General features: G+C 51.8%; 19 protein-coding genes. 14 read left to right on the top strand and 5 right to left on the bottom strand.

All coding sequences use genetic code 11. The features are described from left to right. Window positions 1-226: 226 nt before the first annotated feature. Complete coding sequence (locus FE782_RS32160; protein WP_158299188.1) at window positions 227-853, top strand: Gfo/Idh/MocA family protein; 627 nt, start codon at window positions 227-229, stop codon at window positions 851-853. Here FE782_RS32160 and FE782_RS00580 read toward each other — a convergent pair. Beyond that, window positions 778-1,686, bottom strand: a complete 909-nt coding sequence (locus FE782_RS00580) for an AraC family transcriptional regulator (protein WP_138191448.1) — start codon at window positions 1,684-1,686, stop codon at window positions 778-780. The genes FE782_RS32160 and FE782_RS00580 overlap by 76 nt on opposite strands. A gap of 154 nt (window positions 1,687-1,840) precedes the next feature. Here FE782_RS00580 and FE782_RS00575 point away from each other — a divergent pair, with 154 nt between their 5' ends. The 8 genes from FE782_RS00575 to FE782_RS00540 all read left to right on the top strand — a co-directional run bounded on the left by FE782_RS00575 (window position 1,841) and on the right by FE782_RS00540 (window position 12,117). Further along, complete coding sequence (locus tag FE782_RS00575; RefSeq protein WP_138191446.1) at window positions 1,841-3,106, top strand: neutral/alkaline non-lysosomal ceramidase N-terminal domain-containing protein; 1,266 nt, start codon at window positions 1,841-1,843, stop codon at window positions 3,104-3,106. 86 nt (window positions 3,107-3,192) lie between these two features. After that, the gene (locus tag FE782_RS00570; protein WP_138191444.1) at window positions 3,193-4,767 is read left to right on the top strand and encodes an extracellular solute-binding protein; all 1,575 of its coding nucleotides are present in this window, start codon (window positions 3,193-3,195) and stop codon (window positions 4,765-4,767) included. A 38-nt stretch (window positions 4,768-4,805) separates the two neighbouring features. Further along, on the top strand, window positions 4,806-5,750 hold the full coding sequence (locus tag FE782_RS00565; protein ID WP_238392280.1) for an ABC transporter permease: 945 nt from the start codon (window positions 4,806-4,808) through the stop codon (window positions 5,748-5,750). Between the two features lie 10 nt (window positions 5,751-5,760). Beyond that, window positions 5,761-6,630: a carbohydrate ABC transporter permease gene (locus FE782_RS00560; protein WP_138191442.1), complete on the top strand. Its 870-nt coding sequence runs from the start codon at window positions 5,761-5,763 to the stop codon at window positions 6,628-6,630. Beyond that, window positions 6,627-7,619 carry a beta-N-acetylhexosaminidase family protein gene (locus FE782_RS00555; protein WP_138191440.1) on the top strand — a complete coding sequence of 331 codons (993 nt, stop codon included), beginning with the start codon at window positions 6,627-6,629 and terminating at the stop codon, window positions 7,617-7,619. The genes FE782_RS00560 and FE782_RS00555 overlap by 4 nt, the downstream gene beginning before the upstream one ends. Window positions 7,620-7,637: 18 nt before the next feature. Further along, entirely contained in the window at window positions 7,638-8,873 is a 1,236-nt protein-coding gene (locus FE782_RS00550; RefSeq protein ID WP_138191439.1) for a DegT/DnrJ/EryC1/StrS family aminotransferase, read from the top strand. Window positions 8,874-9,202: 329 nt separating this feature from the next. After that, on the top strand, window positions 9,203-10,510 hold the full coding sequence (locus FE782_RS00545) for a beta-N-acetylglucosaminidase domain-containing protein (protein WP_158299187.1): 1,308 nt from the start codon (window positions 9,203-9,205) through the stop codon (window positions 10,508-10,510). Next, entirely contained in the window at window positions 10,393-12,117 is a 1,725-nt protein-coding gene (locus FE782_RS00540) for a LamG-like jellyroll fold domain-containing protein (RefSeq protein ID WP_238392317.1), read from the top strand. Before FE782_RS00545 ends, FE782_RS00540 begins: the two co-directional genes overlap by 118 nt. A 444-nt stretch (window positions 12,118-12,561) precedes the next feature. Here FE782_RS00540 and FE782_RS00535 read toward each other — a convergent pair whose 3' ends face one another. The 4 genes from FE782_RS00535 to FE782_RS00520 form a co-directional block, all read right to left on the bottom strand. Continuing rightward, window positions 12,562-13,962 carry an NAD-dependent malic enzyme gene (locus FE782_RS00535; RefSeq protein ID WP_238392316.1) on the bottom strand — a complete coding sequence of 467 codons (1,401 nt, stop codon included), beginning with the start codon at window positions 13,960-13,962 and terminating at the stop codon, window positions 12,562-12,564. A 43-nt stretch (window positions 13,963-14,005) separates the two neighbouring features. Further along, entirely contained in the window at window positions 14,006-14,845 is an 840-nt protein-coding gene (locus tag FE782_RS00530) for a carbohydrate ABC transporter permease (protein WP_138191433.1), read from the bottom strand. Between the two features lies 1 nt (window position 14,846). Beyond that, window positions 14,847-15,776: a carbohydrate ABC transporter permease gene (locus FE782_RS00525; protein WP_238392279.1), complete on the bottom strand. Its 930-nt coding sequence runs from the start codon at window positions 15,774-15,776 to the stop codon at window positions 14,847-14,849. An 87-nt stretch (window positions 15,777-15,863) separates the two neighbouring features. Beyond that, on the bottom strand, window positions 15,864-17,231 hold the full coding sequence (locus FE782_RS00520) for an ABC transporter substrate-binding protein (RefSeq protein WP_138191430.1): 1,368 nt from the start codon (window positions 17,229-17,231) through the stop codon (window positions 15,864-15,866). A 468-nt stretch (window positions 17,232-17,699) separates the two neighbouring features. Between FE782_RS00520 and FE782_RS00515 the strand changes: the two genes are divergently transcribed. The 5 genes from FE782_RS00515 to FE782_RS00495 all read left to right on the top strand — a co-directional run bounded on the left by FE782_RS00515 (window position 17,700) and on the right by FE782_RS00495 (window position 24,704). Beyond that, on the top strand, window positions 17,700-19,307 hold the full coding sequence (locus tag FE782_RS00515) for a family 43 glycosylhydrolase (protein ID WP_138191428.1): 1,608 nt from the start codon (window positions 17,700-17,702) through the stop codon (window positions 19,305-19,307). A gap of 118 nt (window positions 19,308-19,425) precedes the next feature. Next, entirely contained in the window at window positions 19,426-20,139 is a 714-nt protein-coding gene (locus FE782_RS00510; protein ID WP_138191426.1) for a FadR/GntR family transcriptional regulator, read from the top strand. Then, window positions 20,136-21,080, top strand: a complete 945-nt coding sequence (locus FE782_RS00505) for a U32 family peptidase (RefSeq protein ID WP_138191424.1) — start codon at window positions 20,136-20,138, stop codon at window positions 21,078-21,080. Before FE782_RS00510 ends, FE782_RS00505 begins: the two co-directional genes overlap by 4 nt. Beyond that, complete coding sequence (locus tag FE782_RS00500; protein ID WP_138191422.1) at window positions 21,081-22,535, top strand: aldehyde dehydrogenase family protein; 1,455 nt, start codon at window positions 21,081-21,083, stop codon at window positions 22,533-22,535. It abuts the gene before it with no gap. 21 nt (window positions 22,536-22,556) lie between these two features. Beyond that, entirely contained in the window at window positions 22,557-24,704 is a 2,148-nt protein-coding gene (locus FE782_RS00495) for a dihydroxy-acid dehydratase domain-containing protein (protein WP_138191420.1), read from the top strand. Window positions 24,705-24,972: the final 268 nt, after the last annotated feature.

Genomic DNA, 24,972 nt, shown 5'->3' with positions numbered 1-24,972 from the left:
AAGCGCGTTTCCCCCGGAAGCGACAGGCGTTCGTTCGCTCGATACTGGAAAGGTTCGTTACGGCCTGGACCCAAGGCGTATATGGGAGTCGGAACAGGATCTAATCCTCATTTGTCCCGAGTTCTACTTTCAAATACCGGGTGAGGGGACGGATGGAGCGGCAATCGGATGGCTTTCAGGGAGGTCGAACGCGGTTGAGGCGTTCCCCTTTAGGACGTTGTCGTCTGTGATAGAAACGAAGAAAGCGATCGCGCGCGGAGACATCGGCGAAATCATGGCCGTGAAAGCATTTCATCGGGGCGGGGAAGCGGCCTGGAGGAGCGAAAGGGTTCATGGCTATGGGGGCGCATTCCAAGACGTCGTTCACATGGCGGACGCATTGGTATGGATGATTGAGAGTCCGATCGTAGAGGTCTACGCTGAAGCTGGCTGCGATTGTGCAGCGGAAGCGGGAAGCGGCCCTGATGCGGTATTCTTGCACGCTGCTTTCGCCAACGGCGCAACGGCGACGATCGATCTAACCCGTTCGTCGCCTCTTATCTCCCCGGTCGGCCGGGAGTTCAGACTGGAACTCGTCGGCACCGAAGGAAATCTGACGTTGGACGCCTTCCGGCAAAGGAACGAATCGTCCGGGGGCATTCATTCGACCCGAGCGTGGTCGCATTGGGGGGATGACCTTCATGCCACCTTCGTGGATGCGGCGATCGCTTCGACCCGAACCGACGGGTATGACTTCCGGTCGGACGACAGTCGAGTTTATGAGGCGGCGGCGGCCGCTCAGGAGTCGGCCCGAATCGGTAAACCGGTGCGGTTAGGAAGCCTGTTTCGGAACTCGCGCGGGGAAACGCCATGAATCCTTTTAAATACTCTGGAGAAAGTTCGAAACGACTGAAAGCCGGTCTCGATCGCGACATCCATGATCGACATCGTCGTATTCGACAGCAGTCCCTCCGCGCGGCGGATCCTTAGCGTGTGGAGGTACTGAAGTAACGTAGTCCCCAACGCCTCTTTAATTAGAGTGCTGATCGTCGAAACGCTCGATCCGTATTTTCGTGCCAAATCCTCAAGGGAAATATCGTCCATATAACGCGTGTTCAGAAACTGAATGACTTCCCAGATCATTTTGTTGGAACGGATACGGTTGTCCGAAAGCGTCTCGTGTTCGCTTTGACGGTACATTCTCATGTACAAGATTAGCGCCTCGATCAGCTTGCAGCGAACGAAATTGTTCTTGGCGAAGGCATTGCCCCGATATTCGGCTAACATCTGCTTAAAGATTCGAGTCATGTTATCGAGCTGCATGTCATTCAAGTCGACGTATGATGGCTGATCGATGTTGTGGTAGAAAGTCGCTCTTCCGAAATCATTGTCGATATCCGCGCCGAAGAGGACGCTGATGTCGAACATGCAGCAGTAGATTTCAACCTCTAGATTGTCGGAATCGCAGAAAATCTCGTGCATCTGGTTAGGTCGCAAAAACGTAACCGAGCCGGGTTGCAGGCGATGCGGTTCGCCATTAATGTATTCGACTCCTGTCCCCCTCACAACTAGGGCTAGTTCCAGCATGTCATGATAATGGAGGGGGTAATGTTTCTTAATGGTATGCGTTGTGACAACGCAGGAGAATCGCTTGTCCTGTACATTGGAGGCGACTAAGATTTCCTCGTATTCCGGAAACGAGACCATGTGGATGCCCTCCTACCGTTGTTGTGCTACGAATTGACTTAATGGGCAAAAAAAATGACCTATAAAGATATAGTAAATCATTTAACATGATGTTCATAGTACATTTCAGTTTATCCTTGGGCTTGGTAATAGAGGGTTAAGAAGGGGATGACGTATGAGACTCGGAGTCGCGAAACGGGATATCACCCCTTGGGGATCGGTCCCCCTCGCAGGATTTGCGAGCCGGAACGGGAAAGGTTTCGATGGGATCGACAAGCGTCTTTACGTAAGGACATTTTACTTTGAACGTAGGACGGAAACGAATGCGGTTGAGAAAGCCCTTCTTGCGATTGCGGACATTTTGTTTTGGGACAGCCGCAGAGTGAAAGCGCTTCAAAGAATGATTCATCGGACTTGGGGGATCCCGGAGGAGGCGATTATCCTTCATGCGACGCATACGCACTCCGGGCCTTCCGTATCGTATCGGACGATTCATATCGGCGACCCGGTACCGGAATATGTATCTTTCCTTGAAACCGAAACGCTCGCCAGCGTTGAGGCGGCCATCGCTTGCGCAGAACCGGTCACGATCGAGCGCGGCGTCGGCAGCTGCGATATCGGGGTGAACCGGCGAGTAAAGATTGGCGATGCGATCGAGATCGGATTGAACGAATCCGGAATTCGAGATCAGGAGCTTACGGTCGTGCGGTTTGCCGTGGAAGGGACGAATCGAACGAAAGCGCTGTTGACGCATTACGCCTGTCATCCGACCGTAACGAATGCCAATCGGGTCTCCTCCGAATTTATCGGGGTCGCTATGGATCTACTGGAGGAGCAGGAGGGTGGGGTCAGCGGTTATTTACAGGGCTGTTGCGGCGATATCAATCCCGCCGTCCGAAGCGATCTGGACACCGTCGATTCCTTAGGGCGACGATTGGCCGATTCGGTCCGACTTACGCTGCGATCCGGTTTGGAGTCTGTCGGACCTGCAGCGATTCGGTATCGAAGGGTTTACGTGGACCTCCCCTTCGACCGATTACCGGCGCCGGAGCAGCTTCGCGACATGCTAACTTCCGCGCAACCACCCGAAATTCGAGCGTGGGCCGAACGATTATTGGACGAACCCGATGCGCTCTCCCCATCCATCCCTCTTGAACTCGGCAGAGTCGATATCGCTGACGGGTTGGCCTTGTTATCTATGAGCGGAGAGATGGTCGTAGAATATGGGTTATTCATTAAACAACTCTCAGGTAACAAGATTATTCCGGTCGCGTATTCCAATGGAATGTCAGGGTATGTGACGACGGCGAAGCAACGCGAAGAAGGCGGTTACGAGCCGATCGGTTCAACCCTATATTTCGGGTTGCCCGCGCCGTTCCGCCATGATGCCGAGAGAATGGTTTTACATAGTCTTTCAGATTTGATAGATGGTCAACATTAATTCGAGTCTATTACCGGCGGCTATTCCAACCAAAAATGGCCGCTTTATTAATAGAAACTATTTGATAAGGGGAAGGGGTTTCAAGAATGCGGAAAACACTCGTTTTTGCAATTCTGGCAACAGTCGTCTTCGCTGGGTGCTCGCAGGGGGCCGGTTCCGGCCCGAAAGAAAACCGGGAAGCAAACTCCGGAAAGCAAGACGGCGCATCGGGGGATACGTCCATCAGCGTGCTGCTCTCTCACGCGGAAGCCGAGTATGCGAAGACCGTCGAACCCGGCGATAAGTACATTAAAAAACTCAATGAATTGTCCGGCTTCAACTTATCATTCGAGTTCTTAGGACACGCGGATTATGATCAGCAGCTATCGTTACGGTTCGCATCCGGAGAGTTGGCGGACCTGGTACGCACGTCGGGCATTAATTCCACCGTGCACGAGGGTGCCGTGGAGCAAGGGATCTTTAAAGAATTGGGTCCGTTACTGGAGCAATACGGCAGCAATCTCATGTCCAAAATTCCCGCTACCGCCTGGAATAGCCCCAGAGTGTCGAAGGACGGGAAAATCTATGGAATCCCGGTATTGGTCGGAACGGCGAACGACCGCATCGGACTCATTCGAAAGGACTGGCTTGACACGTTAGGCATGGGTACTCCCGAAACGATGGAGGATTGGCTAGCCTATTTCGAAGCAGTAAAGAAGGAAGATATGAACGGGAACGGCGATCCGGACGACGAATACGGCGTCACGATGTTCGAAGGGATCGGTTGGAGTTCTATGTTCTTCGGCTCCTTCGGCGTCGATCCCGGCGTGTGGCACATGGAGGACGGGAAGCTGGTTCCGGATATGATCAGCCCGAAGATGAAAGAAGCCTTCGCCTTCTTTAGGAAGCTTTATGAGAACGGATATGTGAATCGCGATTTATTTACAAAGAAAGAATCCGACTTCAGAGCAGATATCTATAACGGGAAGTCGGGCAGTCTCGCCGCAGCCGTATACCAATATCTTCCTGATTTCAGTGAAGCTAATGCGCCGAAGCGTTTCGTGAATCAACCCGACCAAGTCGAATACGAAATGGTAGCTCCGCCGGTGGGGCCGTACGGAGATCGCAGCATGGGCGTCGTCGGCGACGGCATCTATTTCGTCTGGGTCATACCGGAAACGGTAAAGAATCCGGAGAAAATCATTTCGTATTTAAACTGGGCATGGGGGAACGAAGAGGCGGATAACTTTTTCGCATATGGAATCGAAGGGGAAAACTATACGGTCGAGAACGGCGAAATCCGATACGATTCTTCGGCCCCGATCAATTCGGATAAGAACGCGTTCCAGATGTATCAATTATCCGTCAATCCGAGAGAAATCGGTTTTAACAACGAGCTTGTGTTGAAGATGCTGCCCGAGTCCGAAAAAATTATTTCGGGCTACAAGCTGTCGGCCGAAATCGCGCTCGAACACGACAGCTTATATATGCCCGCGCTGGAAACCTTCAAGATGAATCCGGAAATATCGACCTGGGGCAGTATGTTCGTGGAAGTATTCGCCAACGTTATGACCGGTAAGGCGCCGCTGGATTCGTTCGATACATTCGTGGAGGATTGGAAGAAGCGGGGCGGCGACAAGGCGATCGAGGAAGCGACCGCCTGGTATAACGAGTTTCATTAAGTAAAGGACGGAAGGCCACGGTACGGGAGAACCGCAAGGTGGCCTTCCCCTCTATTACAGATCGCGAGAAAAAGGGTGATCGGGTGATCAAGCGACTGGCGTCTAGAGACGAGTTCATCTTGATGTTGTTTGCCGTGCCGGGCTTGCTCTACTTCCTGGTGTTTAAGTACATGCCATTGCTAGGGAACGTCATTGCCTTCCAAAATTACAATATTTTCAAAGGGATATGGGATAGTCCATGGGTCGGTTTCGCTCATTTTTCTCGAATGTTTACGTTCGATGAATTTTTCCGCGTACTCATGAATTCGATCCGATTGGGTTTCTTTTCTTTGCTGTTCGGATTTCCGGCACCGATTGTACTCGCATTGCTCATTAATGAAGTAAAGCATCTATGGTTTAAGAAGACAGTACAGACAATTGTATACATGCCGCATTTTCTGTCGTGGGTGATCGTCGGATCGATTTTTATTAACCTTCTCTCTTATGAAGGCATCGTGAATCAATTCCTTCACTGGCTGGGCTTGTCACGGACGGATTTCGTGACGGAGGACAATTTCTTCCTGAGCGTCTTAATCGGAACCGGAATATGGAAAGAGGTAGGGTGGGGCACGATTATCTACTTGGCGGCGTTATCGGGCATTAACCCGAACTTATACGAAGCGGCTATGGTGGACGGCGCGGGAAGATGGAAACAGATGTGGTACGTCACGTTGCCTTGTCTATGGCCTACGATGATCGTCGTGCTGCTGCTTTCGGTCGGTCAAATTCTTGACGCGAACGTAGAGCAAGTACTTATCTTTTTGAATCCCTTAGTTCGGGATGTCGGGGAAGTCTTCGATACGTATGTGTATAACATCGGTCTGGTCGGCGGGCAGTACAGCTATACGACGGCGATCGGTCTCTTTAAAGCAACGATAGGCATTGCGCTCGTGTTCGGCCTTAATGCGCTGAGCAGAAGACTAACGGGAGAGAGCATTTACTAGTGGAGGGTATATGACGAAACGCGTATCCGTCTTTGACGTCGGTCTGGCCACTGTCCTCTTGTTCTTATGCGGGCTGATGTTGGCGCCATTGATCCACATCATCTCCATTTCATTAAGCGATCCGCTGTTCGCCCAAGCGAAGCTTGTGTACTTCTGGCCGAAAGGCTTGCAGTTCGGCGTGTACCAGAAAATCTTCGCTATGGATGAGATGTGGAGGGCGATGGGCGTCAGCATCGTCGTGACCGTTGGCGGAACATTGATTACGCTTGTGCTGACATCCATGCTTTCCTACTCCTTGACGAGGGGGAGGATGCCTTACCGCAAGCTCGTCATGAAGTTGATCTTGATCACGTTCGTTTTCCCGGCGCCGATCATCCCCAGCTTTCTGTTAGTCAAGTCGATAGGGATGCTAGATACGCTGTGGGCGCTGATGATTCCGGCCGCTACGAGCGCTTTCGGCGTCATTATTATGAAAACTTTTTTTCAAGGGGTTTCCAATGAATTGCTCGATGCCGCTAAAATCGACGGCTGCACCGAGGCGGGCATTTTCACGAGAATCGTATTGCCTCTGTCGAAATCAGTTCTTGCGACGATCGGTTTGTTCCAAGCCGTGTATCATTGGAACGCTTATTTTCCGGCATTGATGTTTATCCGGTCCAAGGAACTCTATCCGCTTCAGGTGCTGCTGCAAAATCTCGTCGTCAAGAAGGGCGTAAACAACTTTATGGGCGACGTACAGTTCGAATTGAGCATGCCGGTCACCCCGGAAATGATGAGCGCGGGCATCATCGTATTCGCAACGATCCCGATTTTGCTGGTATATCCATTCCTACAAAAATATTTCGTTAAGGGGGCAATGCTGGGATCGCTGAAGGAGTGATCCATACGTGCAATTATAAACGTACAAAAATCGGGTTGTTCCAGTCGATTTTAGGCATTGTCGTCGTCCTGGCGATTATCTTCGCATTCGGTAAGGCGGAGACCGCCCATGCCATCTCGGAAGTCGAGAAAATCGTCCTTACGCCTCAACAGGTCACTTATACGGAGCAGTTCCTTCCGCTTCGTCAGGGGGGAGTGTTCCAGGCTGCGATCGTCATCGGGAGAGATGCTTCCCAGGCAGAGCTGGAAGGCGCCCAATTGCTTCAGCGGGTCATCGCGAGGCAATCCGGGGGGAGCATTCCGGTTCTGTATGACGATCAACCTCATGGCGGGTATTCGGTATTGATCGCCGTAGGGACGGAAGGTTCCAACGCGGTGAACGGCGCTCACCGAATCGACGTTCCGGATCATACCGAGGGGTATGCCATCGAACGGCACCAGGTACAAAGCCGAGATTTGTACTTGATCACGGGCCGGGAAGGAATCGGCGCCTACTACGGAGCGACGAGCGCGGCTCAATTGATCCAGACGAGCGGCGATTCGACGTCGATCCGAGTCGTATCGGTTCGGGACTTCCCGGATCTGAACGGAGCGAGGGCGATCGAGGACGCGACATCCTCCAACGGGAAGAAAGCAGGGTACATCGATGCCGCGAACAGCTACGTGGAATTCAATGTGGCAGTGGAGAATGCGGGGAGCTACGTCCTGCTCATCCCGTACCGGCAACGGAACGTCGGGCTCGCCTACGGCCACGCACATGATGTCTGTAAACGGAGGGGCGAGTATTCCTGTTGCAATCGCTTATTCGGGGTGGGATCAATGGGGAATCGAGACCGTAGAAGTTCAGTTCGCGGCAGGAAGCAACATCGTTCGATTCGCCAAAGGAAACCATTACGCGGAAATCGACGTCATGGACGTCATTCCGAAGCAGCCGTAGCGGCGTGCGGACGTACGGTGACCTGTCCCAGCACGGAGTTTTCAAATTCATGATATACGGAGGAACAAAACATGAGCAACAACGATCAAACCCTAGCCATTCATGGAGGAACGCCCGTCAGGAAGGAAGGCTTCGCCGAGTGGCCGATTTACGACGAGCTCGAGGAGCAGTATCTGCTTCGCGTGCTTCATTCCTCGAAGTGGGGCGGCGTTGGACCGGTCAAGTCGGATGACTATTCCCCCATGATTCCGCAGGCCGAGAAGAAGTTCGCGGAGCTTCACGACGCTGATTTCGCGGTGGCTTGTTGCAATGGGACCGTAGCGTTGACGATCGCGCTTCAAGCCGCAGGCGTTAGGCCGGGGGACGAAGTGATCGTTCCGCCCTATACGTTCATCGCCACAGCCTTCGGCGCGTTGGCTTACGGCGTCATTCCCGTGTTCGCGGATATCGACGAGAATACGCTATTAATCGATCCCGAAGCGGTAGAGCGCGCGGTGACGCCGAAGACGAGAGCCGTCATCGCGGTGCACATTGCGGGAGCCCCCGCCGATTTGACGAAACTCAAGGAGGTCACGACGAAGCACGGACTGGTCTTGATCGAAGACGCCGCGCAGGCTGTGGGCGCCGAATGGGAAGGACGGAAGATCGGCGCGATCGGGGATATCGGCACCTTCTCTTTCCAATCCTCCAAGAATCTAAATTCGGGGGAAGGAGGCATGATCGTTACCAATTCGCGCGAACTGTGGGAGAGGGTGTGGTCGATCGTCAACGTAGGCCGGATCCCAGGCGGCGCATGGTACCAACACGAGCTTGTCGGTCAGAATTATCGGATTACGGAATTTCAAGCCGCGATCTTGTTGGCGCAGATGACTCGCTTGGAAGAGCAAATGCAAATAAGGGAGAGCAGAACGGCGCTGTTAGACTCGTTGCTGTCGACCATAGACGGAATTTCACCCGTACCGGCACCGGAGGGGACGACGAAGCATGCGCACCACTTATATATGTTGACGCTCGATAAAGAATTTGCGGGCCGGATCGATAAGGACGAATTTATTCGGAGGATGAACGCAGAGGGCATTCCATTGGCTTACGGATATGTACCGCTAAACCAGAACCGAGCAATATTGTCTTCGATTCGGGAATGGACGGGACAGGAGCGGTATGATGCATGCCCGGTGTGCGAAGAGCTGTGCGCAAAGAGGGTGTTATGGCTTCACCAGAACGTGCTCTTGAGCGACGAATCGGCGATTGAGGATATTGCCAAGGCGTTCCGGAAGGTCATCGCCTCGTATCATGTCAACACCTGAATACTGGCGGTGGTTTCAGAGAAGAAGGTACGACTTAGCATATGCAGTTCGCGGCGGATACGTTGAATTCAGCGTGTCCGCTATTTTCAAAATGAAAAATGTTGTGCAGAGGCAAGGGAGCTGATTCCTCGCAGGGCGGAGCGTTACAAACGACTGGCAATAGGTACAACCAACTCCGGCAATCGGAAAAGGCTAATTGTCGCGTTTGAGGGATAAGGATCAAAGGGGGTGATCAATCGCTAGCTTAGTGTACGGATAGAAGCAATATCATGGGTAGAGAAGGTGTAAATCATATGAATGGGTTTCGTGTAATTTTGAGGAGGTGGCGTATGACGATGATGTTCCTGTCGAAACATCGTGTGTTTCATGTACTCTTGTACATTACATTCATCGTAGGGCTCTGTACGCCGGCAGCTCCAAACGCTGCGAACGCAACGCCGGTGGTTCCTTTGCCGAGAGTATCGCCTCCTCCGCAATCGATGGAGTCGAACGGGGCGAGTATTACATTGCCGAAGCAGGCGAAGCTGGTTTTCGGAATGGGGGCGGACCTGACAGCCGTTGCCCTTGTGCGGGAAACGCTCGAGAATCACGGCGTACGAATTAATGATAAAGCAGGAAATTTTGAAATTTATGTGGGCGGTCCTGAAGAAACGCCGGAATCGGAAGGCATCTTAGCGAAGCTAGGACGCGAAGGCCCCGAAGCATTGCCGGCCGATGGATACGTGCTTGCGATCGAGCGGAGTCAAGGCATCAAGATTGTATTATCTGGGAAAGATGCGACCGGCACCTATTATGCGGCACTCACGATGAGTCAACTGATCCAACGCCAGGGAGAGTCGGTGCGACTGCCCGCGGTATATATTCGAGATTATCCTAACTTTCCTTTCCGAGGAGGTGAAGAATCGTTTTACGGTCCGCAGTGGTCATGGGAAGATCGGTACGATCAGGTAGATTTTCTATCCGAGCACAAGATGAACTATTTCTTCTATGGGCCAGCGGAGGATGATCGTACGACCGGACGCGCATGGCGTGACTTGTATCCGCCGGAAGAGTTGGAGAAATTCCGCCGACTCGTGGAGTACTCGCGTGCCAAACATGTGAATTTTCTGTACCGGATCGGACCCGAATCGCCGCAGATCGGCGGCAGCGCCTTAGGAATATGTCATGCACGAACCGCCGATCGGGATGCGCTCATTCAACGGCTTGAACAGATGTATTCGATCGGCGTGCGCACATTCGTCATTTCGTGGGATGACGTTACCGAGACGTTCACCTGCGAGGAGGACGCTCAGCGTTACGGATCCGGCCCCATCGCATTGGCCACCGCGCAAGCGGAGGTGCTGAACGACATTCAGGAGCGGTTCTTTGATGTTTTTCCGGATGTCGAACGCGGAATTACGATTCCGTCGCAATATTGGTTGAACGAGCCGACTCCGTACCGTAGTACCTTTGACGAACTGGTGACGGAATCGATGGATTTCTACTGGACTGGGCCGCATGTCATGTCACTTCGTTGGAAATCGAGGAGCCGGATGTCATTGCTGCGCAACAGGCATTCCCTCGTCACAGACTTCTTGTCTTCGATAATTATCCGGTCAACGATTATAACCGGAATCGATTATTGCTCGGCCCGCTAGATCGGAGGGCGGCTTCGCTGTCGCATTATCTCGCAGGTATTTCATGGAACGAAATGAATGAACAAAAAGCCTCTCAAATTGCGTTGTTCACCGAGGCCGAATATGCTTGGAATCCTGCGGTATATTCGCCAGACCTGGCATGGGAGGCTGCGCTTCAAGAGATCGGAGGAGAAGCGTACGAAGCGCTCAAGGTGTTCGCGGACGCGAATCGGTCCGGTCGGTTTCTGGGTAATTTACAAGCCCCGACGTTAGCTAGCTTGACCCAAGCAGTACGGGAGGCGTACGAAGCGGGGGCAGATCTCTCGGTTCCGGCCGGAGCATTGAAGGAATACGTACAAAAGATGTCTAACGCGCCGGATGAATTGCGGCGGAAGTTGCCCGGCTTGGCGGATGAAACAGCGCCTTGGTTGGATAAGTTAGAACGATCCGCCGTTGCCGTAAACGATGCGCTCGATTTGCTTCAAGCCATGGCAGATCGGGATGACCCTTCCGCTGACGCCGCTCTAAAGCGTTTAGAGCAATCTCTAGAAGCGCTGCGTGCGAACCCTAAGGAGACTGCAACTGGGGTCGTCGATCCCTTCGTCGCTTTTGCTTCGGAAGAATATCACAAGTTGAAACAGCGATATCTTGCCCTGGCATTGCCTTACGGTATGCGAGCTTTCCCTGTCGGAGTGGCCACGGAGGCTGAAGTTATTCTATATGCGTCGTCTCCGGACGAAGTGAGAGGAACGCTCAAGGTCGAGTTTCCCGAGGGATGGATAGTCAAGGACGCGGTTCAGCAAATAGCGCTCCCCGGTAATGGAAGGACTTCCGCTTATGCCTACGGAGCGGACGTGACCGTTCCGGCCGGTGCTTTACCGGGATATATCCATTTCCGCTTCGAAGAAGACGAAGGTCGCGTCGTTACGGCAAGTATGTATGTACAGCCTGCAAACATGACGAACGAAGGATACCGCGAGCTGGTTCTTGCGGACGCGCCGAACGCGTTTTGGAGACTTGACGATCTATCGAATACGTTAGTCGACATATCCGGCAATGACCTGCACGGGATTTACCGTTCCGAGGTAGAACGAGGTGTTCCTGGAGCGACAAACGACGGTAACGCAGCGGTACGTTTCGCAGGAGGCTATGCCGAGGTGCCAAGCACATCCGAAGTATCGCCCGTAGGTCCCTTTACGATCGAAGCGTGGATCCGGCCGGAGGTTGTAGCCGGGGGCGACGGTCAGGGCATCGTGGAGAAGTATTCAGCACCGGCCCGCAACGGTTATCTAATTCGTCTGGACGGAGGCAATCGGTTAATGGCATTTACGATGTCGAGCACCGATGCAAGCTACGTCGTCGGCGGCCCGAGCATTGGCCTAGGCGAATGGCATCATGTGGCTGCCGTATTTGACGGTGTGTCGCTAGTCATCTACCTCGACGGGATCGAGGTCGGGCGCAATGAGAAAGCGATAATACCGGAAGCGGGACCGATCTCGCTCAAGATCGGAGCGCGGGGCGACGATCGCGTTCGAAGGTTTACGGGTGGAATAGACGATGTCGCCTTCTACTCAAAGGCGCTTTCCGCAGCCGAAATCGCGGAACATTTTTTAGTCGGGGTCAGGTGAATAATTCAGGTTTATTAAGATGGGGGAGGCTCTATCTCGGAGAAGAAAACAATCGGATATGCCGATTCTGCAGAGAAGGCTCGGGGAGGTAAAGACTTGTGCACGTATTAGGAATGTGAAGAATGCAAATAAGCGCTTTTCCAAGCTTGAAAATGATTAGGTTAATATATAAACAGCCGCATCGTTATGAAACCGGTCTCAACTCCCATTATGAATGGGACGGCAATGAGGTTGCGGTGCGTACGAAAGATTGCTGAAATCAACCGGCAGAAGGGAAGAGAGATGAACGATTCATGTCAGATTTGATGAAACGGAGTAATCGACATACTTTGCTAAGGATGCGTAATGAAGGGAGACCGGGAACAGCCTATTGACCGTTATACCAAAATTGAAGGGCGTGAGCCCGGTGTAATACCGGACTTGCGCCCTTCAAGCGTTCTTTCCCTATGCGAAATCGGGGGGGATTCTCTTGGCTACGCCGGTCTGAATGGCTGACGCAATAACCGATGCGCGTACTTGTTGAACGACTTTTTCATTAAAGATGCTGGGGATGATGTATTGTTCGTTCCTTTCCTCATCGGTAACGATCGAAGCGATCGCTTGAGCGGCGGCCAGCTTCATCTCCATGGTAATCCGGGAGGCTCGGCAGTCTAGGACGCCGCGGAACATGCCGGGGAAACACAGCACATTATTGATTTGATTCGGGTAGTCGCTTCGTCCCGTAGCCAACACCTTCACCGCTGGTTCTGCGATCTCGGGTTCGATTTCAGGTTCAGGGTTAGCCATCGCAAAGACGATCGGATCCGGGGCCATTCGTTCGATATCGTTCACAGTCAATACTCCGGGTCCGGAAACTCCGATGAACACGTCTGCGCCTGCAATGACATCCGTCAAGGCGCCGCCGCGCTTTTCGGGGTTCGTCATAGCTGCGATACGCCGCCAATTCGGGTCGTCATACGACGTATCCGGAAGCAGCGCGCCGTACCGATCAACGGCAATGACTTGACGCGATCCGGCTGCGAGGAGCAGATCAATGCATGCGCTGCCGGCTGCGCCAACGCCGCATACGACGATTTTGGCGGACGGTAACGACTTATGTACCAGTTTTAACGAGTTATAGAGTCCGGCCAACATGACAACCGCCGTTCCGTGTTGGTCGTCATGAAAGACGGGGATGTCCAACTTCTCCTCTAGTTTCCTTTCGATCTCGAAACAGCGAGGAGCGCTAATATCTTCTAGATTGATGCCGCCGAACATAGGAGAAATCAATTGGACGGTATTAACGATTTCCTCCACGTCTTTCGTTTGCAAACAGATCGGGAAGGCGTCTACGTCCGCAAACTGTTTAAACAGTGCCGATTTCCCTTCCATTACGGGAATGGCAGCTTTGGGACCGATATCGCCAAGCCCGAGTACGGCGCTTCCGTCCGTAATTACGGCGACTAAATTACGTTTCGCAGTTAACGTATATACTTTGGAGGGATCGTCATGTATCGCCATGCACACTCTAGCAACGCCGGGGGTGTAAATTCTCGATAAATCGTCTCGGTTTTTAATCGGCATCTTCGGCAGCACCTGAATTTTACCCCCAAGGTGATCCAGGAATGTGCGGTCGGATGAGTGAAGGACATGAATGCCATTCATTCCTTGAAGTAACAGGTGGATTCGTTCATGGGCGTCTACATTGAACTGTATTGTAACATCCCTAACGGTTCCTTGCTTCGACGTTCGAATCATGTCCACGGCAATGATATCGCCGCCGGCCTCGTTGACCGCCGTCGCTACTTCACCGAACGTTACTCGTTTCGTGTCCATCTCGATTCGAAAAACTACCGTAGTGCTCATTGCCACGAAGAAACCCACCCGCCTCGCCTATATGATGTCTGAGTTATCCCTTCACGCCTCCGGCGGTTAATCCGGAGATAAAAAAACGTTGGAAAGCAGCAAACAAAACAACAATCGGAACAATGGAAAGAACGGCCCCCGACAGGAGCATGTCGTAATTGTTACCGTAAGGCGTAATCATCGAAGCGAGACCGATCGGCAGAGTAAGCATGTCGTCCGTGCGCAGTACGATCAGCGGCCACAAGAAGTTATTCCAACTGTGCAGCGCCTGAAGGATCGCCATCGCTCCGAATGCGGGGAGCATCAGCGGCATCATTAAACGAAAGAAGATGCCAAGCTCCGTACATCCATCGACCCTGCCCGCATCGAGGTAATCCTTCGGCAATGAACTGGCAAACTGTCGAAAGAAGAAAATAGGCAGCGGCGCGACGACAAAAGGAAGGATAACTCCCCAGTAGTTATTGATTAGTTGTAATGAAATGGTAAGTTTGTATAACGGAAGAATGATAATTTCAACGGGAATCATCATGACCACGAGTACGAGAACGAACAGTATATTCTTACCCTTGAATTGATAAATCGCAAGGCCGTACCCGACCATGGCCGATAGCAGCAGCGATAGCAAAGTAAATAAGGAGGTAATTACCAAGCTGTTTCGGTACCAGAAGAAATATTTGCGACCGGCATCGGAAAATAGATACGAGTAATTATTTAATGTAAACAGTTCTGTTTGCAACTTGAGGCTTAATCCGTTCCTGAGCAATTCCGTCGCGGGTTTGAAGGAGGCAAGAAGCAAGCCGACCAACGGATACAAAACGATAATGCTTAACGACACAAAAAAGAAAAGAAATAGACACGTTGCCCATCGACTGCGTGTAGACATCCTAGCTCTCCTTCCTAAAAAGACCGAAGAATTTGAGCTGTACGATATTAATGGCTAGGATCAGAGCGAGGAGCGTGATGCCGATCGCAGAACCGTATCCCAGTTCAAAGAACTCGAACCCTTGTTTGTACAAATAACCGACAATCGTTAAACCGATATCTCCTGGGGAGTTGTTCGTCCAGAAGACGTAACTTTCGGTAAACATGGCGAAGCCGCCATAAATACTAATCGTTAGGACATATATTGTAATCGGCTTTAAGAGAGGCAATGTAATTTTCCAAAACTTGTCGAATACTCCGGCCCCGTCGATTTCCGCGGATTCATAAAGCTCCTTCGGAATATTTTGCAGGGCGGATAGGAAATACACGATGTTAATCCCCATCCATCTCCAACTTGCTAAAAGCACTAAAACTAACATGCCGGTCTCTGAATGAAACAGCCATTTTTGCGCGGGGATCCCGAACCAACCAACGATCGTATTCATTACCGATCCTTCTACTTCTCCGAAAATGAGCCGGAAAATGACCCCCGCTACAACGACTGAAGTTAAAGCGGGGACGAATAATACGGATCGGAAGAAGTTTCGAGCGAGAACCAGTTTGGAATTCAGAAACACCGCCAGCACAAGCGGGACCGGAATCAGTACCAATAACGTCCAAAACGTATACTTCGTGCTGACGATTAACGCCTGCCGAAACTGTGCATTCCATAGTTTGTGATAATTTTCAAAGCCTATGAATCGAACGTCTCCGGGCAACACAAGTTGAAAGCTCATGACGACCGTGTTTACCGCAGGATAAGCAAAGAAGAGCAGGAACGTGACAATAAAAGGCCATACAAATAGAAAAGGGGCAAAACGTTGGGAATACAGCAATGATCTTAGAGTATGCGTTATCTTGCGGTGAGGAACGGCCGTCGATACTACTCGCACTCAATATCCCCCTCTAGAAATCGCTAGCTTCGCCGGCGGGGTCCTCCGTACAAAGCTAGCGATTGATTATTCAGGAAAGTATGGTTATTACTTTCTGATCACGTCCGCAACAGTCTTCAAGGTTGTTAACGTGTCTTTACCTTCCTGAATGGCTTGGAACAAGGCGATCGTCTTCACAGCGGCGTTAATTTGGGGCGTCTTGTCTTTAATGTTTACGGTGTGAATTTCGTCTTTCACTTCCATTAGAGTATCGAACAAGTTGGTGCCGAAGTAAGCTGTGAATTTGTTCTCCTCTTTCAACTCCGGCAATTCCCATACGTCCTTGCGGATGGGATCGAATCCGAGCTGCTTCCAAATTTCAATGTTCCCCTCTTTCGAAAGCTTGGTGTACGCCAGAAACTCCTTCGCGAGCTCCGCGTTAGGAGAGGATTTGATGACGGCCGTACCGGTTCCGCCCATACCGGCGGAACGATTGCCTCCCGGTTCCCAGCTCGGCAGCGGACGAATGATCATCTTGCCGGACAGATCGGGCATGTAGTCGGTAAATCTGCCCATGAACCACATCGGCATTGCGATCGCGGCGGCTCCTCCGCCATTCATAAACCCATAGAAATCTTCGGTATGGTATTTTCCTCCGGGCGCGATTACCGCTACTTCGTCCTTAATCATTTGCTTTAAGAAATCGACGGTCTTCACATTAATTTCATTATCAAGAATGACGTTGCCGTCGGCGTCAAGGAAATCGGAACCTTGTTGCGAGATCATTTGCCAGAATTGCCATTCGCCGATCGTCTCTACTGCGGTCATCGGTTTACCGGTCTTGGCGAGAACGGTTTTGCCGGCCTCCACGAAGTCCGCCCACGTAACGATATCATCCGCATTCACGCCCGCTTGATCGAGAATTTCCTTGTTGTAGTACATTACAGACGCACCGACGTGGAAGTCTACGCCGTAGTACTTCCCATCCTTGGCGTACATGTCTACCCGGGCTTGAACGATGTTATCTTTCACCGGGTCTATAACATCGTTCAATTCGGCTAACGGGATATCTCCCCGCAGGAAATTAGGGAATTTGCTAATCTCAATATCGGAAAGATCAGGGGCGCCTACTCCCGATTGCAGGGAGATCAATAACTTGCTATGCATATCCGCATCAGGTAACGTTGTGACCTCGAGTTCAATCGGTTTGTTCGGGTTTGCGGCATTCCAAGATTCGGCCATGCCGTTGTAATATTTCGCATGCACTTCTTGGAACGTCCAAAGCGCTAGCTTGGTAGGCGCTGCGGGTTTCGGCGCGTCCGTGCTCGGTTCCGCATCGCTGTTATTCGCGTCGGCGACCGCTTTGCCACTCGCGTTATCGACGGTCGCCGGGTTGGCGGTTCCACCGGTGCATGCGCCAAGCATGAGCGTCATGGCCGACAACAGAACTGCTAATACCTTAGGTTGCTTACCCATTCCAACACGTCCTCCCTGATTTCATTTTCCTCAACTCTGTTAACACACCTTGCTCCGGCGAACTAATTCCTTGGATGCACCTGAATGTGCGCACAAGCGGTGCGATGTTCTGAAATTTCCTGCTGCATGAAGGGTCGACGCCCTCAACTCAAGCTAAATATACATTTCCGGTGTAATCGCTGTCAACGAAGAAAAAAAATAAATTAACTCCTCGTTGACAGTAAAAATACCAAGGTGATAGTATGTATCACATAACACATCGTATGACATGTGGCGTGAAAATTTACATGTGTACGGTGGAGGGCGCCGGTGCTGCCGCTATCAAACGTAAGTTGGCGTCCGCAAACGAATGCGGTTTCACCGAGGCTGAAATCGCGGGAGGGAAGGGGGGGCGGAACCGGCAAAACGCGACAACTCAGATGCGAGCATGTATACAATGGTCTTATTCTGAAAGGAGCTGTGCCAGGTATGACGATGAGAATCAAACGGAATTTACTTATTTGCATAATGGGGGCTACCCTTTTTGCATTATTGTTTTCTAGTATCGTATTCATGGGGGGAAAAATGACGAAAGCCGCACAGCTTCCCCTAACCGGTTCAACGAATCAGCATGATCCGACCTTATTCAAGGATGGGGACACCTACTATATTTCCGCAACGGGCGGAGGGCTCTATCGATCGAACAGTTTGAACGGGCCATGGATCGGAATCGGTGGGGTACCTAAGGCGGAGTGGACGAATGAAGTAAGTCGCGGGGGACTTTGGGCGCCTCACGTAAGGAAGGTCGGGGACACGTTTTATTATTATTATTCGCAGTCCAACTTCGGAACGAACGATTCCGCTATCGGGGTGAAAACGACGAAGACGCCGGGGGATCCCAGCAGCTGGACGGACTTGGGGCGACCGATCATTGCGTCAGGCAACATGAGCCGCCTGACGGGCGAAACGCATACAACCATGAATGCCATCGATGCAGCGGTTCATCAAGATCGGAATGGGACTTGGTGGATCGTGTGGGGATCCCATTTCGACGGCATCTATGTACAGCAATTGGAAGAAGACATGGTCACTCTCGTGCCGGGTACCCGCAAGCTGGTAGCTTCGCGCGATAGCGAACGCTTCCCGGTGCCGCAACCGAACTTTAATCGTATCGAAGGCCCAGCCATCTTCGAACGCGACGGGTATTATTACCTTGTCGTGGCATGGGACTGGTGCTGTCGCGGAAACGGTAACGACAATACATATAAGGTCGTTATCGGCCGTTCCCAAACGATCGACGGCCCTTACCTTGATAAGGGCGGGGTGGATATGGCTCAAGGGGGGGGGAGCATCATATTAAATAGCCGCACGACGCAGGAAGGCGTTACGCCGGCAGGATTGCACCGAGCTCCGGGCGGAATGGATTTCTTCATCGAAGATGGAACGTATTACATGGTATATCATTCGTACCGCCCCCAAACCGTACTTGGAATTCGGGAGATGGATTGGCACGACCACTGGCCGTATTTCTACGAGGACGACGGCGGTCCGTACGACCTTCGAGACGGAGCCTATTACAAGCTTGTAAACCAGGACGGCATCATTTCGGATCCGAACACCTTGCAAAACCCTGTTGCCGGCAATCGCTGTTTAACAGCGGTAAATGAAGGTAATCGAGGAAATCTAAATGTGATACAATCTGAATGCAACGACGCTCAGGAGCAAATCTGGCAATTGGAACAGGAATACGACGGTTTCTACAGGTTAAGGAGTACACTGGATGACCGGGCTTATTGCCTGACGATGTCTAACGCATCCGGCGCCGATTACACCGACGTATCGCTTAAGCCGTGCCGCGGCGGCGACAACCCGTTGCAACAATGGTATTTCGATGACACGGGTCATGGGTTCCATCGGCTCGTCGTCAAGAACGCCAACCTTGCTTTGGAAATCGAGAACGAAAACGGCGTAATCGGTACCGCTGTCGTCGGTAATTATCGGAGAGACGGCGATCATCAGGCAGGAAATCTTACGCAAGCGGCTAAGTGGCCTCCGCAGCAGTGGAAATTTACGATGGTAGCTCCGGGCGATAACTAGGCATAAATGTAGGCGTGTATGAGCGGGTAACGCAAGTGGGCGAGTCTTCTCGTCCGCTTGCGTGACCGAACGAGGTCGGAAGGTTTATACAGAGACTGTAGACAACGGGGAGAAAAACATGAAAGTTCTAGTAAGTACTAAAGTACTCAGCGAGATCACGGAAAAGATTGAAAAAGGGGATTGGAAGCCGGGAGAGAAGCTTCCTTCGTTATCCGCTTTAGCCTCCGAATTTTCTATAAGCGTATCCACGCTGCGCGAAGTCATGCGAATTCTGGAAGAGAAGGGGTACGTCCTCATTGAGCACGGCAGGGGAATGTTCGTCAGGGCGCAAAGCTATTGGCGTTCCGATGATATGTTCGAATTGAGCGGGCTGCCGATCGGGAATATGACCTCCTTGTTAGAGTTTAGAAATTTGTTGGAGCCTGAGATGGCTCGCCTTGCCGCGGAACGGGGGTCGACCGGTCAAATCCGATTAATTAAAGATGCGGCGAGCCGGATGATTGCGAATATTGAGAAGGGCGAGGATTACTTCGAGGCCGATATCGCCTTTCACGAGTATATTGCCGAAGCTTGCGCGAACGAAATCATGGCGAAAGTGATGAAGGATATTTCAGATTTGCTTCTAGAGAGCCGAAGAAACACGATCCGGATCCCGGGGAGCGCTCAACGCGCATCGCATTTCCACATGTTGATTGCCCTAGCTATCGAGCAACGCAATCCTCAGATGGCGAAGGATATGATGAGCTTCCACTTGAACGACGTTAAACAAGATTTCTTGCGATTGAGAGAACTGGACGCCATGAAAGATGGAATGGAGGAGGAGTTGCCATGAACGAATCGCGCGATTTCCTGCGTGCCCTTGGTTACCCGGGGCAAGACTTGTATGATCTTCCATCCTCGACGAAGAGATTTCCGGACGGAGCGCAGTACCGAGTGGAACTTCCCAGCGTCGAAGGAGCCGCTGCTTTAGAAGCGACTTTGGAGGAAATCGACAATTACGGGATCACGGTGCATCGAATCTCCCAAGGAAGCGGCATTATGCTGTTGTCCGACGATGAAATTCGCGAGATGGGCTCCATGTGCGAATCGAGAGGCATGGAGCTCAGTTTATTTGTAGGTCCGCGAGGGACATGGGACATTAGTCCGCTGCCGATGACGCCCGCAGGCAAAGCGGTCGGTATCCGTCACGAAGGCTCCGATCAACTCGTATATGCAATGGAGGACTTGAAGAGGGCGGCCCGATTAGGAATAAGAGGCGCGCTAGTCGGGGATGAAGGATTGTTGCTCTTAACTAAAGAGATGAAACGAAGCGGCGTCCTCCCTTCCGATTTTATCATTAAATGTTCCGTACAGATGATGGCGTCGAATCCGGTTTCGGTGAAGATCATGGAGGATCTGGGTGCGGATACATACAATCTGCCCACAGCTCTTACGCTTCCCAAGCTTGCGGCCATTCGTCAATCGGTAGACCTGCCGTTGGACCTCTACGTCGAAGTTCCCGATACGTTCGGCGGGTTCATTCGGCATTACGAAATCCCTGAAATCATTCGGATTCTTTCTCCAGTGTACATAAAGTTCGGCCTCCGCAATCACCCCGACGTGTATCCTTCCGGTAAACATCTAGAATCCGTAAACGTATCGTTGTGCCGAGAAAGAGTTCGTCGAGCTGCGCTTGGCCTTGCCATGGTGGAGCGGTATTACCCGAATGCCGTTGTATCGGCACCGGGAGCGCCGGATTTAGGGATTCCCATTGTAAGTAAGGAGCGAGTGTAGATGTTTCATGCGAAGCTATATATAAACGGCGAGTGGTTGGACGGAGCATCAGGGGAAAAACAGAATCGAAGCAACCCTGCAAATCTGTACGAAACGATCGGCGAATACACGCTTGCTACGAAAGAAGAAGCGGAACTCGCCATTACAGCCGCGAAGGCAGCCTCGAAGGCTTGGCGATCATTGTCCGGGACGTCAAGAGGCGAGGTGTTGTTTCGCGCTGCGCAACAGTTGGAAAACGAGATTGCGGATATCGCGAACATTGTGTGCCGAGAAATGGGGAAACCGGTCGGTGAGGCCATCGCCGAAGTCAAACGCGGCGTCGCGCTTCTGCGCTACTATGCGGGGGAAGGCATGAGAGCCCTCGGAGAAACTTATCCGGCTTCCGACGGCAAATCGTTGCTTTACACGAACCGGGTACCGTTAGGTGTCATCGGCGCGATTACGCCATGGAACTTCCCGGTGGCAATACCGATATGGAAGATTGCGCCTGCGCTGATTTATGGGAATGCGGTCGTATGGAAACCTGCCGATCCCGCTTCGATTACCGCTTTCCGACTGATGCAAGTGTTAGAGAAGGCGGGCTTCCCTAAGGGCGTAATCAACATGGTTACCGGGAAAGGGAGCATCGTGGGTCAAACCATCATCTCCCATCCTCTCGTGGATGGGATCACCTTCACCGGCTCGAACGAGGTGGGGAAGCTGGTTGCTCGTGCAGCCGTGGAGCGAGGGGCTAAATATCAATTAGAGATGGGCGGGAAAAATCCGACGATCGTAGCTGCAGACGCCGATCTTGAGAAGGCCAGTGCGCTGACTCTAAGCGCGGCTATGCGTTCCGCCGGCCAGAAATGTACAGCGACAAGCCGAGTAATCGTCGAGCAAAGCGTTCTGGAATCGTTCACCGCGCTGCTGTTGCAGAAGGCAAAGGAAATAAGGCTTTCGGATCCGTTGGAGCCTGACTGTTATTTGGGGCCGGTCGTCAATGAGAACCAACAGCGATCGATACTTGCCGCAATCGAGCAGGGCGTGCGGGACGGGGCGCGATTGTTAATCGGCGGTAAAGCCCCCGAGGGGAGCTTGTCTAACGGCTGTTTTATCGAGCCCACGATTTTCGACCGGGTACACCCGAGATCCGAATTGGCGCAGCATGAGATTTTCGGGCCGGTGTTATCGATCATTCCAGCGGATGATTTAGAGCAAGCTCTGGAAATTGCTAACGATGTCGAATTCGGGTTAAGCGCATCCATCTTCACGAAGGACATCGATCGAATGTTTACGTTCCTTAATCGGATTGAAGCTGGACTCATAAAAATTAACGGCGAAACTGCAGGGGTAGAACCGCACGCTCCATTCGGAGGGATGAAAAGGTCGAGCTCCCATTCCCGGGAACAAGGCAGGGCGGCCATCGAGTTCTTCACTGCGCTGCAGACGATATCGATATCCACATCTAGGCAGTAACGGCAAAAGGGAGGTGATCGAATGATCGTAATACCTAGTCCAGTGAATGCTTATAAGCATAATGTCCAAGGAAAGGCGAATGAACCGATCACGGTGGCGGGATTGTTGGATCGATCACGAAGGGAGTTGGGGGAGCAATTTACCGGAGTCCCGGATTGGACGCTCGATCGTATATACGACCGATTAGAACAAAACTCCCCCCGGGTAGCAATCATCGGCGGGTCCGCCGATCATCCTGCGCATATTCTCGATCATCAGACGGTTTCTAAAGCGGCAATAACGATTTGGCAGGCAGGCGGATTGCCTTTTTATTTCAGCACGCCCGTATTATGCGACGGGACGGCCCAAAACAACATTGGAATGTCTTATTCGCTTCAAAGTCGGAATGCCATCGCAGAGATGGTCGTAAATCAAATGGAAGCCCATTCTTATCATGGGGCGTTCGTCATTCAAGGTTGCGATAAGCAACCGCTTGGCGTCTTAAGCGGACTTGCGCACTTAGACCGACTTAGGAGATTTAGAGGGGAACACCCGGTCTTCGCGACGTTCGCGCCTTCACATGTGTTGAAAGGCGGAACGATTCCTCCGGAGTTGAAGCTGGAGCTCCGGCAATTGTCCGAATATGCCTTGGAACAAGGTTACCCGGACGTGGCAGCCGACATCGACGACGCGATGAGCTACATCTTGCAATGTTCGTCGAATACATCGTTTCAAGGGGTCCTTCAACGCGCCGTGGACTATAAGCTTCTAAGCGAAGAGGAGCACAAACGGATTGAAAAACAATTAGCCGTGAATACATGCGATTCCAAGGGCGGCATCTGCGCTTTCCACGGAACGGGAAACAGTTCGCGGGAAATCACGGCGGGTCTCGGGTTCGTAAGTCCTGAGGTCGAATTGTTGGTCGCCCCGCCTACGCTTGAGCAGGTTCGAAAGAGCGTGAATGGCCTTTTCTCTATTTTCTTAAGACCGGAATGCAGTGTAAGCGAGCTTATGAAAGCAAATATTCGGAATGCCATCCGGATTCACAGCGCCAGCGGCGGATCGTCAAACCTTGTGATGCATATCGTTGGGGCGATGATTTACGCCGGATACGATTTTTCCTTGAAGGATATGGAAGAAATACTTATGGAACAACCGGTCCCGGATTTATTCGATTACAGTCTTACGGATGGTCGGGACATCTTCGCGCTCGCGCAGCAATGCTGTTCCGGACAGATTAGAGGCATGGAAACGTTGATATATGAATTGAATCGTAATGGGGTATCCATGGACTTGGATGCGTTAACGGTTACCGGACAATCTTGGAAGGAGCGGCTTTCCTTCGAGAAGGGTCTAAGTGCGGAGGGAGTGCGCGAGAACAGGATTATTCTGAGTACACCTAAGCGCAGTTTTAGCGGAGTCGATGTGCTGCGCGGAAACTTCTTCGATTCGGCCGTCGTGAAAATCAGCGGAATGGAGAGCAAACAACTCGATCGGTTCGATAGTAAAGTTTCATTCGTGCTTTATTACGAGAACGAAGAGCAGGCAAACCGCGAATTACTGAACGTGAAATTGATCGACAATTTAAAAATAAACCGGACGTTACCCATGGCGCGTCTACGCCAAATGGCTGCCTTCAATGCTGCCGATCCATCGTATTATGAAGCTATGACCGATTACGATAGCTTGTTCGACTGTATGGTAGAGGAAGGCGTAATGCGCTTGACCGTAGTGATCTCGGGTCAAGGGCCTGAAGCTTTCGGCATGCCGGAGATGATGACGCCGATGCAACATATTAACGCAGACCGGAGACTAAGAAAGCTCGTGACTTTGATCAGCGACGGACGTTATTCCGGCGTTACCCAAGGCGCGGCAATAGGCCATATGACGCCGGAAGCGCTGCACGGCGGAGGAATACTTTATTTGGAAGACGCAGACGTACTTCGTCTTCAACTCCGAAATAAACAAATTATTTTGCTAGATCCGAATCAGTTCGAGCTGGGGCATATCGTCCCTTACTCGGGCGATTTGCAGCGGGACCGGGGAGCTTTAGGACAATCGCGCATCGAGAGCATTCGGTTGCGTCAGCGCAGCGTCGCGGCATCCAACCGTCTGCGCGATTGCAGCGACGCCTCCCGCGGCGTCGTCCCGATGGGAGTGCTCAAGGAGGCGGAACTCTCCTGGAAGTAAGTGATTGCAAACACTGTGGATTACAACATTGCATATTTATGCATAGTTGTATAATCCACAGTGTTTTTTATTGAGTTGGGGCAGCGGCTACATGAATGCCCCTTTGTTATCATAAAACTAAAATAAAATAAGAAGCGGGGGAGAAATGAAGAAACGACGAGGATACGACAAGGCATACAACGATGCTGTTTATGAAGATCTATCAGAACCTACGGCATCGGCCGGAAGGCAATCTTCGATTGCGATGGACAGCGGACAGAGCCTATAA

The organism is Paenibacillus antri, assembly GCF_005765165.1.
GTDB lineage: Bacteria > Bacillota > Bacilli > Paenibacillales > YIM-B00363 > Paenibacillus_AE > Paenibacillus_AE antri.
Note: the sequence above shows the minus strand (reverse complement) of the source record. Positions and strands in the feature narration are given on the sequence as shown.

Bases quoted from the DNA above. Each gene is read 5' to 3' on its own strand.
- FE782_RS00580 (WP_138191448.1), bottom strand. From the start codon at position 1,686: ATGGTCTCGTTTCCGGAATACGAGGAAATCTTAGTCGCCTCCAATGTA.
- FE782_RS00505 (WP_138191424.1), top strand. From the start codon at position 20,136: ATGAACGAATCGCGCGATTTCCTGCGTGCCCTTGGTTACCCGGGGCAA.
- FE782_RS00530 (WP_138191433.1), bottom strand. From the start codon at position 14,845: ATGTCTACACGCAGTCGATGGGCAACGTGTCTATTTCTTTTCTTTTTT.
- FE782_RS00515 (WP_138191428.1), top strand. From the start codon at position 17,700: ATGACGATGAGAATCAAACGGAATTTACTTATTTGCATAATGGGGGCT.
- FE782_RS00560 (WP_138191442.1), top strand. From the start codon at position 5,761: ATGACGAAACGCGTATCCGTCTTTGACGTCGGTCTGGCCACTGTCCTC.
- FE782_RS00545 (WP_158299187.1), top strand. From the start codon at position 9,203: ATGACGATGATGTTCCTGTCGAAACATCGTGTGTTTCATGTACTCTTG.
- FE782_RS00535 (WP_238392316.1), bottom strand. From the start codon at position 13,962: ATGAGCACTACGGTAGTTTTTCGAATCGAGATGGACACGAAACGAGTA.
- FE782_RS00510 (WP_138191426.1), top strand. From the start codon at position 19,426: ATGAAAGTTCTAGTAAGTACTAAAGTACTCAGCGAGATCACGGAAAAG.
- FE782_RS00500 (WP_138191422.1), top strand. From the start codon at position 21,081: ATGTTTCATGCGAAGCTATATATAAACGGCGAGTGGTTGGACGGAGCA.
- FE782_RS00520 (WP_138191430.1), bottom strand. From the start codon at position 17,231: ATGGGTAAGCAACCTAAGGTATTAGCAGTTCTGTTGTCGGCCATGACG.
- FE782_RS00575 (WP_138191446.1), top strand. From the start codon at position 1,841: ATGAGACTCGGAGTCGCGAAACGGGATATCACCCCTTGGGGATCGGTC.
- FE782_RS00495 (WP_138191420.1), top strand. From the start codon at position 22,557: ATGATCGTAATACCTAGTCCAGTGAATGCTTATAAGCATAATGTCCAA.
- FE782_RS00570 (WP_138191444.1), top strand. From the start codon at position 3,193: ATGCGGAAAACACTCGTTTTTGCAATTCTGGCAACAGTCGTCTTCGCT.
- FE782_RS00550 (WP_138191439.1), top strand. From the start codon at position 7,638: ATGAGCAACAACGATCAAACCCTAGCCATTCATGGAGGAACGCCCGTC.